The following is a 17,172-nucleotide window of genomic DNA, read 5'->3' on the forward strand; positions in this document are numbered from 1 at the left end:
ATGTAGAATGTTAAAAAATAGTACATTGTAAAATAAAACAGCATGTAACAATATGTATATTGCATAGCTGCCCTTCGTGCTAGCAACGACAACATACACAAACGTTGTAAGTAATTCCTCCCTTTGTGGAAAAAACAAATAATTACTTTAAGCTAACGTTTAATTAGCTGAAAAAAAGAAAAAAACACGATTGAAAAACAGAAATGCTAATGGCTGTTTTTCAGAACGATACAAAAACGTTAGTCAGAATAGTCCAGAAATATAAAATGCATTTAAGACTAAATATTTTATTGATAATATGTGTTACATGCTATTCATGTAATCAGAAACCTAATGCAGTGGAACAGAATATAAGTGAAATACTCCCTGTGGTACTTTCAAAAGAAGTTGTGAAGATTGCAGAGTCTAAAGCTTATATGGGTTCAGCTGTTGGTTATTCGCAAACGGAACCAGAACTCTGGAAAGTTTATAAAGAGCTTAAAAAAAAGGCAAAGATTGAAGAGTTGGTACTGCTTTGTGAACATGTCAGTCCAGTTGTAAGGTGTTATGCTTTTCAAGCTCTTGTTGAAGGTTGTTATAAGGAAACTGGAGAATTAATAGAACTTCATGCAGATGATTCAGCAAAACTAGATATGAGTTTAGGGTGTTTAATTGAAGGAACAACTGTAAATGATTTCTTCCAAAGTATAGTTTCTGAAGATTCCTATATACTTTCTGGAAATAAAATTACTATAGTAGAGATGTAGAAGGATGGATGATAGACGAACTATATTATTGTATCAAAAATGGACAGAAACAAGTATCTTATGAAAATTTATATAACTCTAATCGGGTTGCTTTTGTTAGTTTCCTGTGGAGAAAACCAAACCAATATAACTCTAAACGCTGAGAATGCTGGAGGATTAACAACTGATGCGAGCATTACCTTGAAAGGAATTGAAATTGGTAAGGTTAATAAAATTAAAATTACTTCCAAAGGTGTAATTGCTGTTGAGTGTAATCTCAATTCGAACACTAAAATACCATCCGACTCGAAATTTACAATAGAGAACACTGATTTACTAGGTACTAAAGGTATTTTTGTTGAATATGGAAAGAGTTCTGAAATTATAAAAAATGGAGATATACTTAAGCTATTTCCGATTGAAACAAGTTTTTTTGGAGATTCTCTAGGTGCTAAAATCGAGAGTATTATTGAAGATTTTACAGGTTTGAAAAAACAAGAAGAAATCTTAATTGAATTACGCAGATTAAATGAAAACCTTGAAAAGACAATAGAATAAAACTACTTACAACAACAAGCATATTTCATAGCTGTTTCGTACCTTACAGCAACGAAACCACACTCAAACGTCAACTATCGAATGAAGAAGTTTATATCTAAAAAAATATTATTATGAAACAACTAGCAGACAAAGAATTACAATCTTCTTTTACTTTATTAAAACTTATGCCAAATTTGGTGAGTAGAACTTGGGGTATACATTTTCTGAACTTCATGACTAAATTAGCTTTCAAAGGAAAAAAAGTGAAAGGCATTCAAAACGAAGAACGATTTATCCCAAGTAAAAATGGCGGTCCTGATATTAGAGTAAGAATATTCAAACCACTTAATGTAAATGGGAAATTACCTTGTTTAGAATATATTTACGGAGGGGGATATATTATAGGAAGCCCGGAAATGATGCCTAATCTTGATATTATTAAGCAATTTATTGAAACCAGACCTTGTGTAGTAATTGCTCCTGCTTATCGAAGAGCTTTGGAAGCTCCATACCCAGCTGCATTTAATGATTGTTATGATACGCTGTTATGGGCTAAAGAAAATGCTGATGAACTTGGAATTTATGAGGATAAATTCATGGTAGCCGGACATAGTGCTGGTGGTGGACTTACTGCTGCTGTTACTCTAAAAGCACGTGACACCCAAGATGTAAATATTGCTTTTCAAATGCCCATTTACCCAATGATTGACGACCGTCAAAACACTGCTTCTGCTAAAGAAATGGTTGATGTTCCTGCCTGGAATGCCAAATCTAATAAAAAAGGTTGGGATTCCTACTTGAAGGATATTCGCGAAAAAAATGAAGAGGTACCGACTTATGCCGCTCCTGCAAGAAATAAGGATTACAAAAACTTTCCACCAACCATAACTTTTGTTGGAGATTTAGAACCCTTCAAAGATGAGACCATCAATTATGTTGAGGAATTAAAACATGAGGGTATTGATGTGAAATTCAAAATGTATAAAGGTTGTTTTCATAGCTTTGATGCTTTAGTCCCAAAAGCACAGATTTCAAAAGATGCTACTAAATTCACTTATGACGCTTATGGTGAATTTTATGATAAATATGTAAAATAAAAAGAGTAATTAACCGTATAAAACGGTTAAAATCAGGTTTAACAAAATAAATAACGACAGCCTTGGTGATTTGCAGTTAGTGTGCTTTACTCGGTTGTTAGGTGCAAGCGGAAGTTGGTAAAGGAGGTTGAAAAACACAGTAACCCATAGTTTTCGGTAGACAATTCCCAAGGCAAATCACAGTATTTTTAAATGCAAAATTATAGCGGTACTAAATGCGGCGGACTGTACCCATGGCAACCCAAAATTCAGGCGGACTATACCCACGGCAACTCAATTCTCGGGCGGACTGATCCCACGGTGAATCACTGTGTTTTTTAAATGCGAAATTATAGCGGTACTGTGTGGCGCGGACTTTTGCCCAAGGCGGGAAAAACGCTAAACGCGTAAAATTTGACGTGAATTTTGTGTGAGAAAAAGTGAAGTGGAATAGGGGGTTGACCACTGTAACCACCGTATTAAAAAATTAAAGCAGCACCTAACATAACCTATATTCAATTTGCATTTACCAATTAAAAGTAGTGGTAATTAATAAAATAGCGCCAAAACATGGTTTAGATAGTCTAAAATAATTAATTTAGCCTAAACAATGCCTTGGCGGTTACCTAGTTGCTTTTGTGCAAGGTAATGCAAACAGAAATATAGCCGAGCGTTAGCTACAAGCGCAAGTAGGAAAAAAAGGGTTTAAAAAACCACAATAACCCGCAGTTTTCGGCAGTCAATTCCCAAGGCAAACCACAGTATTTTCAAATGCAAAATTATAGCGGTATTTGTGGCGGTGGACTGCACCCAAAACTCAGAAAAGAAAACAATTTTTTGCGGGGCGAATGACGTTTTGACTTGTATTTTGAGAGGAGTGTTGCGGGATAAGAAGTTATTGATATTAAAAATAAATATTTTTTCTATGGTATAATATCATCAATTTTGTAAATGCCATACTTCTAATCCAACTTAACCAAAAGATAAATTATTATATTTGCGGTGTCCACAACTTGTGATAACTTGCTGATAGTTATTTTTTTGTTGTGATTTAAGTATAATATAATAAACATGAAAATATTTATCACCTTGACACTTTTAGTAATAAGTAACTTTGGGTTTTCTCAAGTATTAACTATTGATAGTTTAACTCACGTTAAACCAATTTGTAGAACGTTAAGTTTTCAAACTGGCTTTGGTAGTCTTTCAGTGCATATGTCTGGTGGATCAGCACCTTATATGTATCTGTGGGAGAAATTGGGAACCACTCAAAGTAATACAAGTCAAACTTGGAGTAGTCTAGAACCCGGTGAGTTCAAAATAACTGTTACCGACAATGTTGGTTCAATGGTTGTTGATACTATTCAATTAGATTCTGTAAATCCTGTTGCAGCTTTTAATGTAGTTTCAACTGGGTTAACTCTTTCCGGCAACAATTTTACTGGAGTACCGCCAGTATATGTTGAGTTTTATAATCAATCGTACAATTTTACGAGTGAAAATCAAGCTGGACTTGACACAATCTTCTTTTGGAAACTCAGTCAGACATCACAAGGATTTTATAATTTCAGTGTATTTGAAGTTGTAGACACGATTTACGATAATATTGGTAGCTGGGAGGTGAGTATGTGGACAAAAAATGTCAATGATTGTCGTGATACTACATCATCTCTAATCATTTTAGGAACCGCAGGAATTGATGTTATTAATTCAGAAGACTTTCAATTAAGACCTATAGGTAACTCTCAGATCAAAATTATTGCTTCCAACAATTCTCAAAATGAAATTATCAGGATATTTAACTTGTCAGGCGTCTTAGTTTACAACGGTCTTTTAAAAAATAGTGAATCTATAATAAACCTAAACCTTAGTAAACAATTATATGTTTTTGAAATACTTAATGCAAAAGGGACAGGGTCACTTTCCAAAGGTAAGTTTGTTTTGAGGTAGTAGCAGTATGTGTCGCATACAAAGTAACAGTTCATTGGTTCACATAATTCTTTGTACTGTCAACAAAAAATATTTTATTAATTAAAACGAATGAAGTAATTGGATTGCCTATTTGGAACGCATTTTATATTATCACTTTTATAAAGCAGTAGCTAACAAAAAATAAAATTTACAGCGAAGCTGTTCGGCATAAATACCTAATTTTATTCAAACGTCAACTATCGAATGAAGAAGTTTATATTAATACTAATGCTGTTGACAATAGGAACCACTGGGTTTCTAGTCTTAAATAAACAATACGCTTTAACCGATTATAAAATCCCACTTTTTAGTGTCCCAAATGGACAAGTAAGGGTTGATTTCGTGAATAAATCTAAAGAAAATATTAAGTCCATTTCATTATTTCCTAATTCAGAAAAAATTGAAAATATTAAAGTAGGTGAAAGAAGAACCCTCACATTTGAACATCCAAGAGAAGGAACTTATCAATTTAAAGTTAATTTTGATTCAGGTAATCAGATAATAGCAGGTAACAGGTATATTGAAGGCGGATATTTCGTGACTGAAAACATTTACAATAAGGTAGTCGAAACGGTTTATTAAATAATAATGAATACAAAACCAACAGCTAAACTGTTCGGCATAAATGCCTAAATTTGTTAAACACCAACACCTCAATAAAAAAGACATGAAAATTAAATGGATCGCCTTACTATTGCTCACTGTATTAATCTCTTGTTCAACTGACCCAAATAAGCAAATTGACGAGGGCAAAATAACCGACAATACTTACCACAGTAAAGAAATTGGCTGGACCATGGAAATTCCAAATGGTTGGGAGGTAACACACAAAAGTACACTGGACGAAAGGACAAGTAATGGCCTAGACTTAATAAGTGAGTCAGCAGGCATTGAAATTGACGCCAGTGAATTAAAGCAACTGTTGAACTTTCAAAAAAATAAATTCAATATTTTCCAATCCACTTCCCAACCCTTTATAGAGGAATATGAAGGAGAATGGGCAAGCAATAATGTTTTACTAAAGGAACTCATTTACAATACTTATTTACAAAATGGTATGAAAACAGATTCTTCAGCAACCCAAACGGTAAGTGTTAATGGACTCGATTTTGTGTTTTATGAATTTGTCATTTATGGCCCTAAAGGGGATGTTATTTTAAACCAAATGATGTACAGCAGACTAATAAACGGATTTGACTTTGGCATAAACATCAACTACAACAATGAAGGGGATAAAAAAGAGATGCTGGAGGCGTGGATGAATTCAAAATTTGAAAAATATTAACAACAGCAGCCGGTAAATCATACAATCGGATTTTATATTTTTTTAAAACCATGGACAAAACAATTAACGTTGCTGACGGTGTCAGTTTTCAATATTTTTATATCGGCTTAGTCGCATTCATCATTTCCGTACTTTGTATCCTGTCAGCCGACTATAGGATTCTAGGAATTGTAATGCTCTTGCCTGCCATTTTTATCTTTTTATCCATCAAGGGGACTTTGATAGATATTGAAAATAAAAGGATGAAAAATTATTTGAACATTTTAAACTTTAAAATAGGAAAATGGCAAGGACTTGAAAAGTTTACAAGAATTGAATTGTTGCTCAATAGCCAATCTCAAACCATGAATCACCGCAGTATTTCAAATAATATCAAAGTCCGTTCATTTTTTATTGCTTTGACAAACGATCAGAAAGAAAAGGTTGAGTTAAAAGAATTTACCGATTATGAAAAAGCTAAAAAAAGCTTATCTGCGCTAGGTGAAGCCTTGAATTTAGAAATAGTAGACAGAAAGGAAATAATCAATAACATGAATAAAAGTCGTCAACGATAAGTGCTTCCTTCTCTAGTAAACCAAGGGTATTACCCTTCTTTTCAGCATTAAAAAACGCTATAAATACAGCATAAAATTTAATAAAGTCAGCGCACTCCATAGGGGTTAACTTGTTTTCAATTGTTAGTGAGTAAACAAACAATATGCAAAACAAAATCAACGCAATCCTCTTATTGGTTTTTGCCATTTTAACCCAAGGTACATTGCAGGCACAAAAGTTGAACAACCTCAGCATTGCCCTCACCAACGAGACCTATTCATTTCCCTTCACCCGTTTTTTACCCCTTCATCCGGGCTTAGAAATAGGGACTACACTTTTTCAAAGCAAAAGCGGAAATTCAACCCATCACATAAACGCCTACCTTGGTGGATATCATCACCAGAAAGTGGAGAATGCACTTTACCTCCGCACAGCATACAGTTACCAATACAACATAAAAAATACAATTGGAATTGATGCTCCAGTTGGCATAGGTTACCAACACACTTTTTATCCCGGTGAAACCTATGTTCAAAATACAGACACAGGTGCATGGGAAAATAAAAAACAATGGGGCAAGTCTCATGCCTTGCTCACCTTTGGTTTGGGACTCACCTACCTCAAGGCAAATCGCCTGCAACCTTTTATCCGCTACGAAAGCAATATTGACCTGCCTTTGTACAATAGTTATTTAACCACAAGAACATTTTTTAAACTGGGAATGCACATTAAACTGAATTAAAATGAAAGCAAATAAACAAATCACCCTCATCTTATTTTCTATTTTAAGCCTGCTGGCTTGTCAAAAAAATAAGGTATTGCCAATAGACAATTATGCCTGCAATTTTATTTTTAACGACAGCAGTGCTGTCCACCCAAAGGCAAGTATTTATCAGCAAATTTTAGACGACAACATCCGAGAAGGATTAGTGGGTGCAGTGTTATTGGTAAAAGATAAAAATGGCATGTGGATTGGCTCGGGCGGAAAAGCGGACATTGCTTCTAATGTGGACATGAAACCTTGCAATACTTTTTTAATCGCCAGTATCAGTAAAGTATTTACCGCTGCGGCCATCTTTCGTTATGTCGACAAGGGCGTTTTATCGCTTGACGATCCCATTAGTAAATGGCTACCGAGCGAAATAGTAGAACGGGTAGACAATGCAGCTGAAGCAAAAATCGGGCACCTCCTCTCCCACCGCAGTGGCATTGTTGATTATTATACCGACAGGTTTGAACTGGATCGGGTAAACAAGGTCAACAACCATTTTACAAAGGAGCAAGCTGTCACCTACATTTACGATAAAAAAGCACACTTTCCTGTGGGAGAAACTTACCGCTACTGTAACAGCAATTTTGTTTTGCTCTCCATTATTTTAGAAAAAGCAAGTGGTCAACCTTTCGAAAGTGTGTATACAAATGAAGTATTTTCTCCACTCGGGTTGTATTCTGCCTATTACAGCGAAAGCAAACCCATTCCTGACGGTTGTGTAAAAGGTTATTACGACTTGTATAATTCAGGAGAATTGACCGAGTCTCAAAACCTTTACCAAGACGAATTGGGCATTGGTGGTGATGGTTGTATTGCCATTAACGCCTACGACTTGGCCTTGTTTTTTGAACAATTGATGAAGGGCGCCCTCATTTCTCCCGCTTCATTAAATGAAATGACCGATTGGTTTGACTTGCCCGAAGATTGGCACTGGGAGACTTACGGACAAACAGAGAATGGCTATGGCATAGAAAAATTCAATACCCAAAATGGTGTTGCGGTCGGTCATACTGGTGGAATAGACGGCTTCAATTCCTATGCTTTTTACTACCCCGAAACCGACATGAGCTATGTGTTACTCGTAAATAACACAAGGGCATTCAATACCTCAAAAGACCAAATATTTAAAAGCGTGTCGGCTGTGATGTTTGAGTAAATGCTGCACCTCATTTAAATGTGGTGCAGTCGTTTTATAGTGTGTGTAAAAAAAGGAGCAACCGCAATGGAAGCTCCTTTTTAAGATTTAAATGATGCTCAGTTTTATTGTTGAATCACAATTCGTTTTACATAATGTTGATCATCTAATATAATTTCTACCAAAAACAAGCCATTAGCTATAGCTGGTAAATCAATTTTTACATTTTGAGTCCCCATTTCAATCAACTCAGTATAACTGCTGAGCACTTGTCCGTTCAATCCTTTTAAATAAACTTGAACTTCCGATTGTTTTTCTGCTTTTATAGAGAATTGGAATGATGCATTCGCTGGATTTGGAAACAAAGTCAAATCATTTACCGCTGCACTTGATTTTTGGACATTTCTGCCACAATCATCAGCCGTTATTTTCTTACAAATTTTCTCTTCACATTGACTATCTGCGGTCGAACCTTTAACCACCAAGCAAATTTCATAAGTTTCACCATTAATAAATTGTTGTTGCATTACTTGACTTGATATTGGTCCTGTTCCATTCACATACCATTCATAAGCGTTTACATCAACACAGTTTGAACCAGAAAAACCAGTGAAGATATAATTACAGTCTGAGCCAATTGTTAAATCGAAATAAGGGTCAAGTTTGCACTCACATTCTCCTTTGCACTTCACCTCTACTTTTTTACAATATTCGTTTTTACAAATCACTTCGCCTTCATCATTTTTCACCTCAACAGTTAAGCAAACATAATACGTTCCGCTATTGCCAAATACATGTCCAACACTTTCACCAATTGAAGTGGTATTGTCTCCAAAATTCCACGAGTAAGATACATTGTTAAAACAAGGATCCAGGTCGGTATATGCATCAAAGCTATACGTACAATTCTCTTTGTTTAAATCATATTTAAATACGGGTTCAAACCCTTTACAATCGCATGGTGGATTACATCTAATGTGTATGGTTTTGCATATTGATTTAGTACAAACTTCTACGCCATTGCTCCCGGTAACTGTTAAACAAATGGTATAATCACCAGAGGACGGAAAAATATGTAAAGGTGGGTTTTGACCGTTAAAAGTGGTACCATCACCAAAATCCCATGCGTAAGTCACATCTTCTAAACAAGGGTCAGCACCTGATGTGCCCGTAAATTCAACTTCACAACTTCTAGAGATTGAATAATTAAGTGTGGGTATCAAATTGCAAACGCAAGCAGCAATATCGCAACATTCAGTTACCGTAATGGTTTGTGAAGAAGTACAACCATCTTCATTGTTTACATTCACGGTTAAAGTCCCTGGCAATGATGCCCAGTCAACTGTAATATTTGCTTGGTTACTCCCTCCAATAAAGTTACCACCCGTAAGGGTCCAACTCACAGTTTCACCGCTATTTAATGAAACAGCATAGTTTTCATTTCCGCTATTACTGATACAAGTTTTTAAAACACCTGAAATGTTTGTACTCGGAAAAACATGTGCTTTATTGGCATCAAAAACATTTGGTAGTCCCGTTGAAGCGTAATGTTGTAATAAAGGTCCATTATCGTCGAGATTACAGGCATTCATATTTGATGCCGTCACAGGGTTATTTGGATTGTGAATAACGGCAAGGTTAACTTTTCTTCTATTGATATAAATCTTATCATCAGGCCCTCTTTCCATGTCTTCTGAATATCCATTCAAGTCGGTAAACGGCCCTACTTGCATTTCGCTCGCAGCGATATTTACAGCTTGTGCATTGTATTGGTATAAAATATCTGATGAGTTTATTGAACCATATAATAATTTAGAATCAGGACTAAAGCAAACGCTATAAAATTCGTGATTGATGATTGCCTCGTTGCTCAAAATACCCGTCATGTTATTAAAATCAAAAACACGACAAACATTACCATCTCTAAATGGGTTAATGGCAACCTTTTCTCCATTTGGAGCCGCTTCAATAGGAATGGCATAATCGCCTTGTACAGTAGCCGACAAAATACCTGGTATTGCTTTTTCTGAGTGGAAATTAAGTCCTGAATTATCCAGCTTAAAAACAACCATAAAATGATCCGACACCGCTTTTCTACCCGTAGTGATGATATAATATGAATTGTCACATCCCGCTACAGCAGTAACACCTTCAGCACAGTGAAGTCCGTTGTTGATGTCAATAAAATAGCCGGCAGGTGCAGGAACAGTCACATAAGTTGTTGCTGGTGTAACAGCAGCTTGAGTACCCGTAACCGTTACTATGGTGTAACTAAACACACTTGCCACTGGTGCTACAGTATTTTGAACACCGGTATTAAACACGTAGTATTGGTTTGACTGAGCCGGATTAGGTACAATAATTGAACCGGCGGCACTACTGGCGTGCCCCCCAAAAAATCCTGTTATTGCCCAGTGGTTTTGATCATATAATTTGTATCCATCCGTGTAAAACAACATGTTGCCATTTTGATCATTCTGAATGGCAATAGATTCTTGTGTACCGCTCGCCATGACATTATGAATATTAGGTGCATTGTCATAAACAGGTGTACCACTCGAAAAGTCGAGCCCATTTTTGTATCCAAAATACCAATGACCATCTGCTATAGCTGGAGATTGACAGGCCGGAATTTGATTTTGTGCAAAAGTCACAAATGTGATAAAGGTAAAATAAAGAATTGCGGAGATTTTTTTCATGTGTTTGATTTAGTTAATAATAGTTATTTAAATATATAAATAAATATTTAACCGGCTTGTTCTCCATTTAAAATACAAGCCTTTTGAAAGTTTAATAAAAGCTTCAGCCAAGCAACAAAACCACGCCCATCCCCTCCCCTTGCTCACGTTTAACCTAACACACGACCATTCAAATAAATAAATTTTAAATTCACCACAAAGCACTAGCTTTTAAGCTTTTATTTACATAAGACGTTTGGAAAAAGTAGCATATAAGTCATCATGGCTTTGGACAAGAATATTTCTTCAAAAGTTTTATAGACTAGGTATAATACGAATAAGGTATGAAGGTAAGCATTATGTTTTCTTTTTTAAGGTCATAAACAACGGAATTGAGGCTAAATTAGAAAAAGAATTTATTAAGTAATAATAGCAAAAAATACCCAGTTACCACATTTTGGTTGGTTTTTCCAAAATAGTATATAATTTGGAAAAGTTACCAATTATTGGTATGTTTGAATAAAATGGATCAAAATGAATAAAAATACATCAGTATCACTCGGGAACTATTTTGACCAATTTGTTCAAGGACGAGTAAATGAAGGACGATTTAAAAATGTAAGCGAAGTTATTCGTGCTGGATTAAGACTTTTAGAAGAGGAGGAGAGTAAAGTTGTTGCGTTAAAAAATGCTATTCAAGAAGGAGTGGATAGCGGAATTGCGCACGATTTTGACCCGAAAAAACATTTAGAATCTCTAAAAGCGAAAAAGCATTCGAATGGCGCAAGTTAAATTGACAAAAAAAGCTGTTGAGGACTTATCGAAAATATGGGATTATACATTTGAAGTTTGGTCAGAAAGACAGGCAGACAAGTATTATGAATCGCTCGTTTCAAACTGCCAAGAAATTGCTGATAATCCAGACTTAGGGAAGAATTACGACGAAATTGCTGAAAAATTGCTTGGAATGAAAACAAACCGTCACATCATTTTTTACCGAACTGTAAACAAGGACTATGTTGAAATCACAAGGGTGCTGCATGAAAGAATGGACTTAAAGAAAAGAATAGCAGAATAAAAACTAAATACAACAAAATGTATATTGCATAGCTGCCCTTCGGGCTAGCAACGACAACATACACAAACGTTAGGCAACAATAGAAAAAATATGAAAGAACTAATTTTTAAAGAAGGTCAAGAGTTAATGATTTTAAACCCTGAACGTTCAGATAAGTTTCATTCTGTAGTGAATTACGGAATAGTACCAGGCACTGGAATAATACAAATAGCAATGGGAAGTGGTGCTGAATTTCAATTCTCATTCTTTGATGGGGAAATTCCTTTTGACCCAACAAAAATGGATTCTATTAGAATTGAATTTGAAGGAATTGTAACTATAAGAATTAATATATGATACCTATATCAACACGATTTGGATACTTTCTATCTGAAATGGAGGAAAATACGTCATTTAAAAAATTAGATACAGAATTTAGAAAAGTGGCTAAAAGTGTTCAAAATAATAAATTGGAAGGTTTAGATGTCTATAACTATGTCATGAAGAAAAGTTTTCTAAGTGGACCATCTGAAATTATTACAGTTAGCCATAAGAATGATAAAATTCAAATGATTGGTATAAAATCAAAAGACCCTAAGGAATACTTACAAATAGCTGGAATTTTAAGAAATGCTTCTCCAATGATTAAATTAGTTGAAAATCGTGGCAGCTCAGAAATTTACACAACTTTTGAAGAAGATTTCACTTTTCAAATAGGACAAGATTTATATCAGAAAGGAGATAACGTATTAACAATAATAAGAAATGATTAATCAATTAGTAAAACCAAATTCATTTGGAAAAAAATCTTATTTTATTGACTTAGAAAAAGTCTATAAAATCTCCATAGATGAAGATGATAAAGGAAATTTAATTGTTAAAAATTATAGAAGTGGAATATTCAAAGATAAATTGCTTTATTCCTTTACACATAATTCGGACTGGTCAATATTAATTCCTTTAGCATTGGAAAAGCTAAGAAATCACACTAACAGTAACGAAAAACAGTACTTCACTGACGGTTATTGGAAAAATATGATTGAAAAATGTTTACAATATCAACCGAAATAAACTTTGCCTAACAAAATGAAAATTTCATAGCTGTTTCGTACCTTACAGCAATGCAAATTTGCACAAACGTTAGGCATTATTAAAACAAGTTGGAAAATTATGAATCAATACTCATTTTACTCAAATGAAATTACTTCTTCTGAACTATTTGATGGGCTAGTATCTGGTGGCCTATTTGCTGAAAAAATGCCCAGCATATTTTGTAGTAAAAAATTTTTAGAACATTCAAAAACACTAATATTACCATTAACAATAAAACCAACTGATTATATTAGATATTCCAGTATGAGGAATATAAATATCCCAAGACCGCTAGCAATTCCTGAACCATTTGCATACATAAACCAATGTCATATTCTTTCTGAAAATTGGCCTAAGTTACAAACTCATTTTAGAGATAAAACCAAGAACGAAAACTTTAAGGTAAGTAGAATTCATCTTAGAAAACTGAAGAATAAAGACTATCTATTTGAAATGAATTATAAAAATTCTTTCAAAGATGGTTATCCAGAACAAGATATTGTAATTAGAAGTAAATATATAGCGATTGCAGATATTTCAAATTGCTTTCCTAGCATATATAGTCATTCAATCACTTGGTCTTTGGTCGGAAAAAATTATTCTAAAAAGAATAGAGATGAAAGTCATTGGTTTAATCAATTGGATTTTTACACTCGAAATTTAAAATACGGTGAAACAAACGGGGTTCTTATTGGACCGCACTCTTCCAATTTAATTTCAGAAATCATTCTTACATCTGTTGATCTTGAAATGCAAAAACTAGGTTATCAATATGTTAGAAATATTGATGATTACACTTGTTACGTTAAATCTTATGAAGAAGCGGAGAAATTCTTTTTGAATTTATCTGAGCAATTAAAAAAATACGAATTAGTCTTAAATTATAAAAAATCTGAAATAATTCCTTTACCAAAAGCTAGTGTTCAAAACTGGGTAACAAAATTAAACCACTTCAATTTTACAGATATATACCAGGTAAAAGGTAAAGACACTATTAATACAAAAGTTCTTAAAGGTTTTCTAGACTATTCAATAGAGCTTATGCTTTCAGAAGGTTCAAATGTTGCCATTTTAAATTATGCAATAAAAATTATTGCTAAGTGGAATTTAGAAAAGAATTCAAAAACATACTTAATCAAACAAATTCATCACCTTGTTTTATTATATCCATATTTAATTCAAATAATTGAAGATTTTGTTTTCGAACCACATAGTGTAAATAAAAAAACAATTCAAGAAATCGCAGAAGATATATACGATTATGGTGTCTCAAATAATATTTTTGAAGCCTGTTCTTATGGCATTTACTGGGCTTTAAAATACGACTTTAAACTTGAAAATATTAGTATTAAGGAGGATTCAATAAAGTCTTTAGATTGTGTCTTTCTAATAATTTCATATTTATATGACAGAAAACATCAAAGGAAAATATATCTGAAAGAGTATGTGGACTTAGCAAAAGAACTTAAAAAAGATGATTTTGATAGATTTTGGATTTATGTTTATGAAGTTCTTCCTTGGGACGTTCTTCCAATAAATTATAAGCTTATGAAAAAAAGTGAATTATCGTTTATAAAAAGTGACTATCAATAATAGGCGAATGGCTAACAATATATATATCAAATAGGGAATTCATTGACTCATCAAAACACTGATTTATATGAATGTACGCCAAAAATAAAATTTGGCACTAGTAAATAAAAATTTAAAAACAAAATGTTTAAATTTGGCTTAGTTTAAGCTTGAGAGTTTTTCGCTTTCAACTACCCTACTAGCCATATATTAAACCTTAGCTGTAAGCAAAGAGAATGAGACAAAAGAAAAAAATATTTGACCAACACCTTTATCACGACATTGAAGATGAAGAGAAAGCTGAAGAATATTTAGACACTTCTCTTCCTCTAATTGGATTAATAGTGATGTATTTCAATGGTCTTGAAAAATATTTGGACAACATTATCTGTGAAATATTCACAGATAGAAGTGATTCAACAGGACTGATAGTACTTCATAAAATGACATACTCAACTAAAGTTGATTTATTCAAAAGGTTTAGTGATGATTTTCATTTAGGTTGTGATATTGAAATTTCAGGGTATGATAAACTAATCTCTGACTTAAAGGAAAGTGGGAGACTGAGAAATTTAGTTGTTCACGCAGATTGGGAAAATACAGATGATGATGGATATACTTACGTTAATTTAAGAATCTCTAAAAAGGGAATGGAGCAGGAATATGCTCAATTCTCTGAGGACTCGCTTCAAAAAATTATTGAATTAATTATTAATACGAGAGTTCAATTATCTGAATATTGGGAAAAAAGAAACTATGAGCTTTATAAGTAGATTATTTAATAAGCAATTTCAATATGAAGTACCAACCATATTTAGTTGCTATGAATTCAGATCAAAGTATAATAGAGACTGCAACTTATACTCAAGTAAAGACTACCGAACTCTTAAATGATTATTTGGTCAGAATACTAAAGGTACACAAATCTAGTATGGTAGATTAGCAGCATGTTAATGTGACCTAATTGTTGCAATAAAACAAAGAAACTAAAACCAACAAAGCACTAACCTCAAAACTAGCATAGAAAATACAAACTTCATTACTCTTTCGTACCTTGCGGCAAGGCAGATAAAAAAAGGCCTTTGGCAAAACAAAAACATAAAAATGAAGCAATTTCTATTCCTCACCCTCATCAGCATTAGCCTTTTTAGTTGTAACAACAAGGCAAAAAAACAGGCGGAATCTAATAAAAGGGAATACTTCCTCCCCCCGCCCACTGGGCATCATTACTTAGCCATAGGGGATGTAAAACTATTTTATCGGGCTGCTGGAAATCCCAAAAACCCAACCATTGTTTTACTGCATGGTTATCCCTCCTCCTCCCATACTTACCGTCATTTAATTCCCATGTTGGCAACACATTATTATGTCATTGCTCCCGACAATTTAGGGTCGGGTTACAGCACCCATTTAAACCCCGACAGCACCCATTACACATTTGACTTACTAGCGGAATACACCCAAAAATTGGTCGACCGTTTGGGCATTAAAAAATACGTAATGTACATGCAGGACTTTGGTGCGCCCGTTGGTTACCGCATGATGATGAAAGATCCCGAGCGGATTGAAGCCTTAATTGTTCAAAACGCCAATGCCTATTTAGCCGGACTGACGGAAAAGCGCCAAGCCTTTTTCCGCACTGCCCAATCGGATACCTCGGCAGCAAAACACGCTTTTTTATACGGTTTAACAGGTGCAGATGCCATAATTAACCAACAATACCTATTCGACCTTGATTCCACTAATGTCCACCTGCAAAGTCCGGATGCTTGGACCCATGATTTGGCATTTTTAAGTTCCGAAAAAGACCGTGAAATTCAGGTACAACTCTTTCAGGATTACAACAACAACTTATTGGCTTATCCCACTTGGCAAAAAATGTTGCGGGAACAACAACCCAAGACCCTTATTGTTTGGGGGGCAAAGGATCAAAAATTCAATGCCAATGGCGCTAAAGCTTATTTAAAAGATTTGCCAAATGCCACCTTACACCTCTTGGACGCAGGTCATTTTGCTGCAGAGGAAAAAACAAGGGAGATTGCCAGCTTCATCTTATCCTTTTTAGACGAGCAGGAAATCAAATAAAGGGGGATAAATATTATATTTACCTTTTTTAAGCACAAAAAGACTTAAATACAAACGTTTATATGGAGGATTTGATTGCATTGGGAAGAAAAAGAACCATTTTACTGTCCATCAGTATCCTTTTGGTTTCAGTACATACCATTTATTTATACCATGCCACCCACCCTGTGGTAGAAACCAAAAAAATAGTACAACAAGCCATTCGTTTTTTGCTCACCATTTTACTTTTAGTCATGATTTACAAGGGGAAAAAGGGAGCGAAAATCATAGGTATTGTTTTGTTTTCGCTGGGCTTACTCGGTGCGCTGATTGGACTTTTTATGATTGACAAACCCTTCCTTGCCAAAACACCTTTATTGGTCATGTCAATGGTTTATGCATTGGCCATCTATTTTTTTAGTGCCAACAGCAGTTTTAAAGCTTTTTTTGAAAGTCAACAACACAAGAAAGACAATTTAGATATCTAGGCATTTATTGAGGTCAATCTTTCCAATACAGCGGCCATGTTACGGTGTTAAGGTAAGCGCAAATGCGTATCAAATTGTCATTCAGGATTCAATACCAAATTGAGTTAATCGAAGTCCGTGAGCATAAAAAACCAGAAACAACAACATAAAAACCTAACAGCACTTTTTCTTGCCCTACAACCC

Annotated in this window: 20 protein-coding genes; 19 read left to right on the top strand and 1 reads right to left on the bottom strand. The window is 34.4% G+C overall.

All coding sequences use genetic code 11. The annotated features are described in order from the left end of the window. The first annotated feature begins 338 nt into the window (after positions 1 to 338). The 9 genes from DNU06_RS07855 (at position 339) to DNU06_RS07895 (ending at position 8,059) form a co-directional block, all read left to right on the top strand. Positions 339 to 746, top strand: a complete 408-nt coding sequence (locus tag DNU06_RS07855; protein WP_146239186.1) for a hypothetical protein — start codon at positions 339 to 341, stop codon at positions 744 to 746. Positions 747 to 806: 60 nt separating this feature from the next. Then, on the top strand, positions 807 to 1,283 hold the full coding sequence (locus tag DNU06_RS07860) for an MlaD family protein (RefSeq protein ID WP_158526847.1): 477 nt from the start codon (positions 807 to 809) through the stop codon (positions 1,281 to 1,283). 113 nt (positions 1,284 to 1,396) lie between these two features. Continuing rightward, positions 1,397 to 2,362 (top strand): alpha/beta hydrolase, encoded by a 966-nt coding sequence (locus DNU06_RS07865; protein ID WP_199399003.1) that lies wholly within the window; start codon positions 1,397 to 1,399, stop codon positions 2,360 to 2,362. Between the two features lie 1,068 nt (positions 2,363 to 3,430). Then, positions 3,431 to 4,291 (top strand): T9SS type A sorting domain-containing protein, encoded by an 861-nt coding sequence (locus DNU06_RS07870; RefSeq protein ID WP_146239187.1) that lies wholly within the window; start codon positions 3,431 to 3,433, stop codon positions 4,289 to 4,291. Between the two features lie 225 nt (positions 4,292 to 4,516). Continuing rightward, entirely contained in the window at positions 4,517 to 4,894 is a 378-nt protein-coding gene (locus tag DNU06_RS07875; RefSeq protein WP_146239188.1) for a hypothetical protein, read from the top strand. 43 nt (positions 4,895 to 4,937) lie between these two features. Next, positions 4,938 to 5,597, top strand: coding sequence for a hypothetical protein (locus DNU06_RS07880; protein ID WP_146239189.1), 660 nt, complete (start codon positions 4,938 to 4,940; stop codon positions 5,595 to 5,597). A gap of 50 nt (positions 5,598 to 5,647) precedes the next feature. Next, on the top strand, positions 5,648 to 6,151 hold the full coding sequence (locus DNU06_RS07885; protein ID WP_111062709.1) for a hypothetical protein: 504 nt from the start codon (positions 5,648 to 5,650) through the stop codon (positions 6,149 to 6,151). 143 nt (positions 6,152 to 6,294) lie between these two features. Next, the gene (locus DNU06_RS07890; protein WP_111062710.1) at positions 6,295 to 6,873 is read left to right on the top strand and encodes a hypothetical protein; all 579 of its coding nucleotides are present in this window, start codon (positions 6,295 to 6,297) and stop codon (positions 6,871 to 6,873) included. A gap of 1 nt (position 6,874) precedes the next feature. Next, positions 6,875 to 8,059, top strand: coding sequence for a serine hydrolase domain-containing protein (locus DNU06_RS07895; protein ID WP_111062711.1), 1,185 nt, complete (start codon positions 6,875 to 6,877; stop codon positions 8,057 to 8,059). A 104-nt stretch (positions 8,060 to 8,163) separates the two neighbouring features. Here the strand turns inward: DNU06_RS07895 and DNU06_RS07900 are convergent, their stop codons facing one another. Beyond that, positions 8,164 to 10,737 carry a PKD domain-containing protein gene (locus tag DNU06_RS07900; protein WP_111062712.1) on the bottom strand — a complete coding sequence of 858 codons (2,574 nt, stop codon included), beginning with the start codon at positions 10,735 to 10,737 and terminating at the stop codon, positions 8,164 to 8,166. Positions 10,738 to 11,250: 513 nt separating this feature from the next. Here DNU06_RS07900 and DNU06_RS07905 point away from each other — a divergent pair. The 10 genes from DNU06_RS07905 to DNU06_RS07945 all read left to right on the top strand — a co-directional run bounded on the left by DNU06_RS07905 (position 11,251) and on the right by DNU06_RS07945 (position 16,989). Further along, positions 11,251 to 11,508 carry a type II toxin-antitoxin system ParD family antitoxin gene (locus DNU06_RS07905; RefSeq protein ID WP_111062713.1) on the top strand — a complete coding sequence of 86 codons (258 nt, stop codon included), beginning with the start codon at positions 11,251 to 11,253 and terminating at the stop codon, positions 11,506 to 11,508. Then, the gene (locus DNU06_RS07910; protein ID WP_111062714.1) at positions 11,495 to 11,794 is read left to right on the top strand and encodes a type II toxin-antitoxin system RelE/ParE family toxin; all 300 of its coding nucleotides are present in this window, start codon (positions 11,495 to 11,497) and stop codon (positions 11,792 to 11,794) included. Before DNU06_RS07905 ends, DNU06_RS07910 begins: the two co-directional genes overlap by 14 nt. 90 nt (positions 11,795 to 11,884) lie before the next feature. Beyond that, the gene (locus DNU06_RS07915; protein ID WP_111062715.1) at positions 11,885 to 12,130 is read left to right on the top strand and encodes a hypothetical protein; all 246 of its coding nucleotides are present in this window, start codon (positions 11,885 to 11,887) and stop codon (positions 12,128 to 12,130) included. Positions 12,131 to 12,168: 38 nt separating this feature from the next. Continuing rightward, positions 12,169 to 12,546: a hypothetical protein gene (locus DNU06_RS07920; RefSeq protein WP_111062716.1), complete on the top strand. Its 378-nt coding sequence runs from the start codon at positions 12,169 to 12,171 to the stop codon at positions 12,544 to 12,546. Next, positions 12,539 to 12,844 (top strand): hypothetical protein, encoded by a 306-nt coding sequence (locus DNU06_RS07925; protein ID WP_111062717.1) that lies wholly within the window; start codon positions 12,539 to 12,541, stop codon positions 12,842 to 12,844. Before DNU06_RS07920 ends, DNU06_RS07925 begins: the two co-directional genes overlap by 8 nt. A gap of 99 nt (positions 12,845 to 12,943) precedes the next feature. Continuing rightward, positions 12,944 to 14,458 (top strand): RNA-directed DNA polymerase, encoded by a 1,515-nt coding sequence (locus DNU06_RS07930; protein ID WP_111062718.1) that lies wholly within the window; start codon positions 12,944 to 12,946, stop codon positions 14,456 to 14,458. 215 nt (positions 14,459 to 14,673) lie between these two features. Further along, complete coding sequence (locus DNU06_RS07935) at positions 14,674 to 15,210, top strand: hypothetical protein (protein ID WP_111062719.1); 537 nt, start codon at positions 14,674 to 14,676, stop codon at positions 15,208 to 15,210. Between the two features lie 23 nt (positions 15,211 to 15,233). Then, the gene (locus DNU06_RS17810) at positions 15,234 to 15,380 is read left to right on the top strand and encodes a hypothetical protein (RefSeq protein WP_158526848.1); all 147 of its coding nucleotides are present in this window, start codon (positions 15,234 to 15,236) and stop codon (positions 15,378 to 15,380) included. 161 nt (positions 15,381 to 15,541) lie between these two features. Further along, on the top strand, positions 15,542 to 16,522 hold the full coding sequence (locus DNU06_RS07940; protein ID WP_233502987.1) for an alpha/beta fold hydrolase: 981 nt from the start codon (positions 15,542 to 15,544) through the stop codon (positions 16,520 to 16,522). A gap of 62 nt (positions 16,523 to 16,584) precedes the next feature. Next, complete coding sequence (locus tag DNU06_RS07945; protein ID WP_111062721.1) at positions 16,585 to 16,989, top strand: hypothetical protein; 405 nt, start codon at positions 16,585 to 16,587, stop codon at positions 16,987 to 16,989. The last annotated feature ends 183 nt before the right edge of the window (positions 16,990 to 17,172 follow it).

This window comes from Putridiphycobacter roseus (genome assembly GCF_003234935.1).
Taxonomy (GTDB): domain Bacteria; phylum Bacteroidota; class Bacteroidia; order Flavobacteriales_D; family Crocinitomicaceae; genus Putridiphycobacter; species Putridiphycobacter roseus.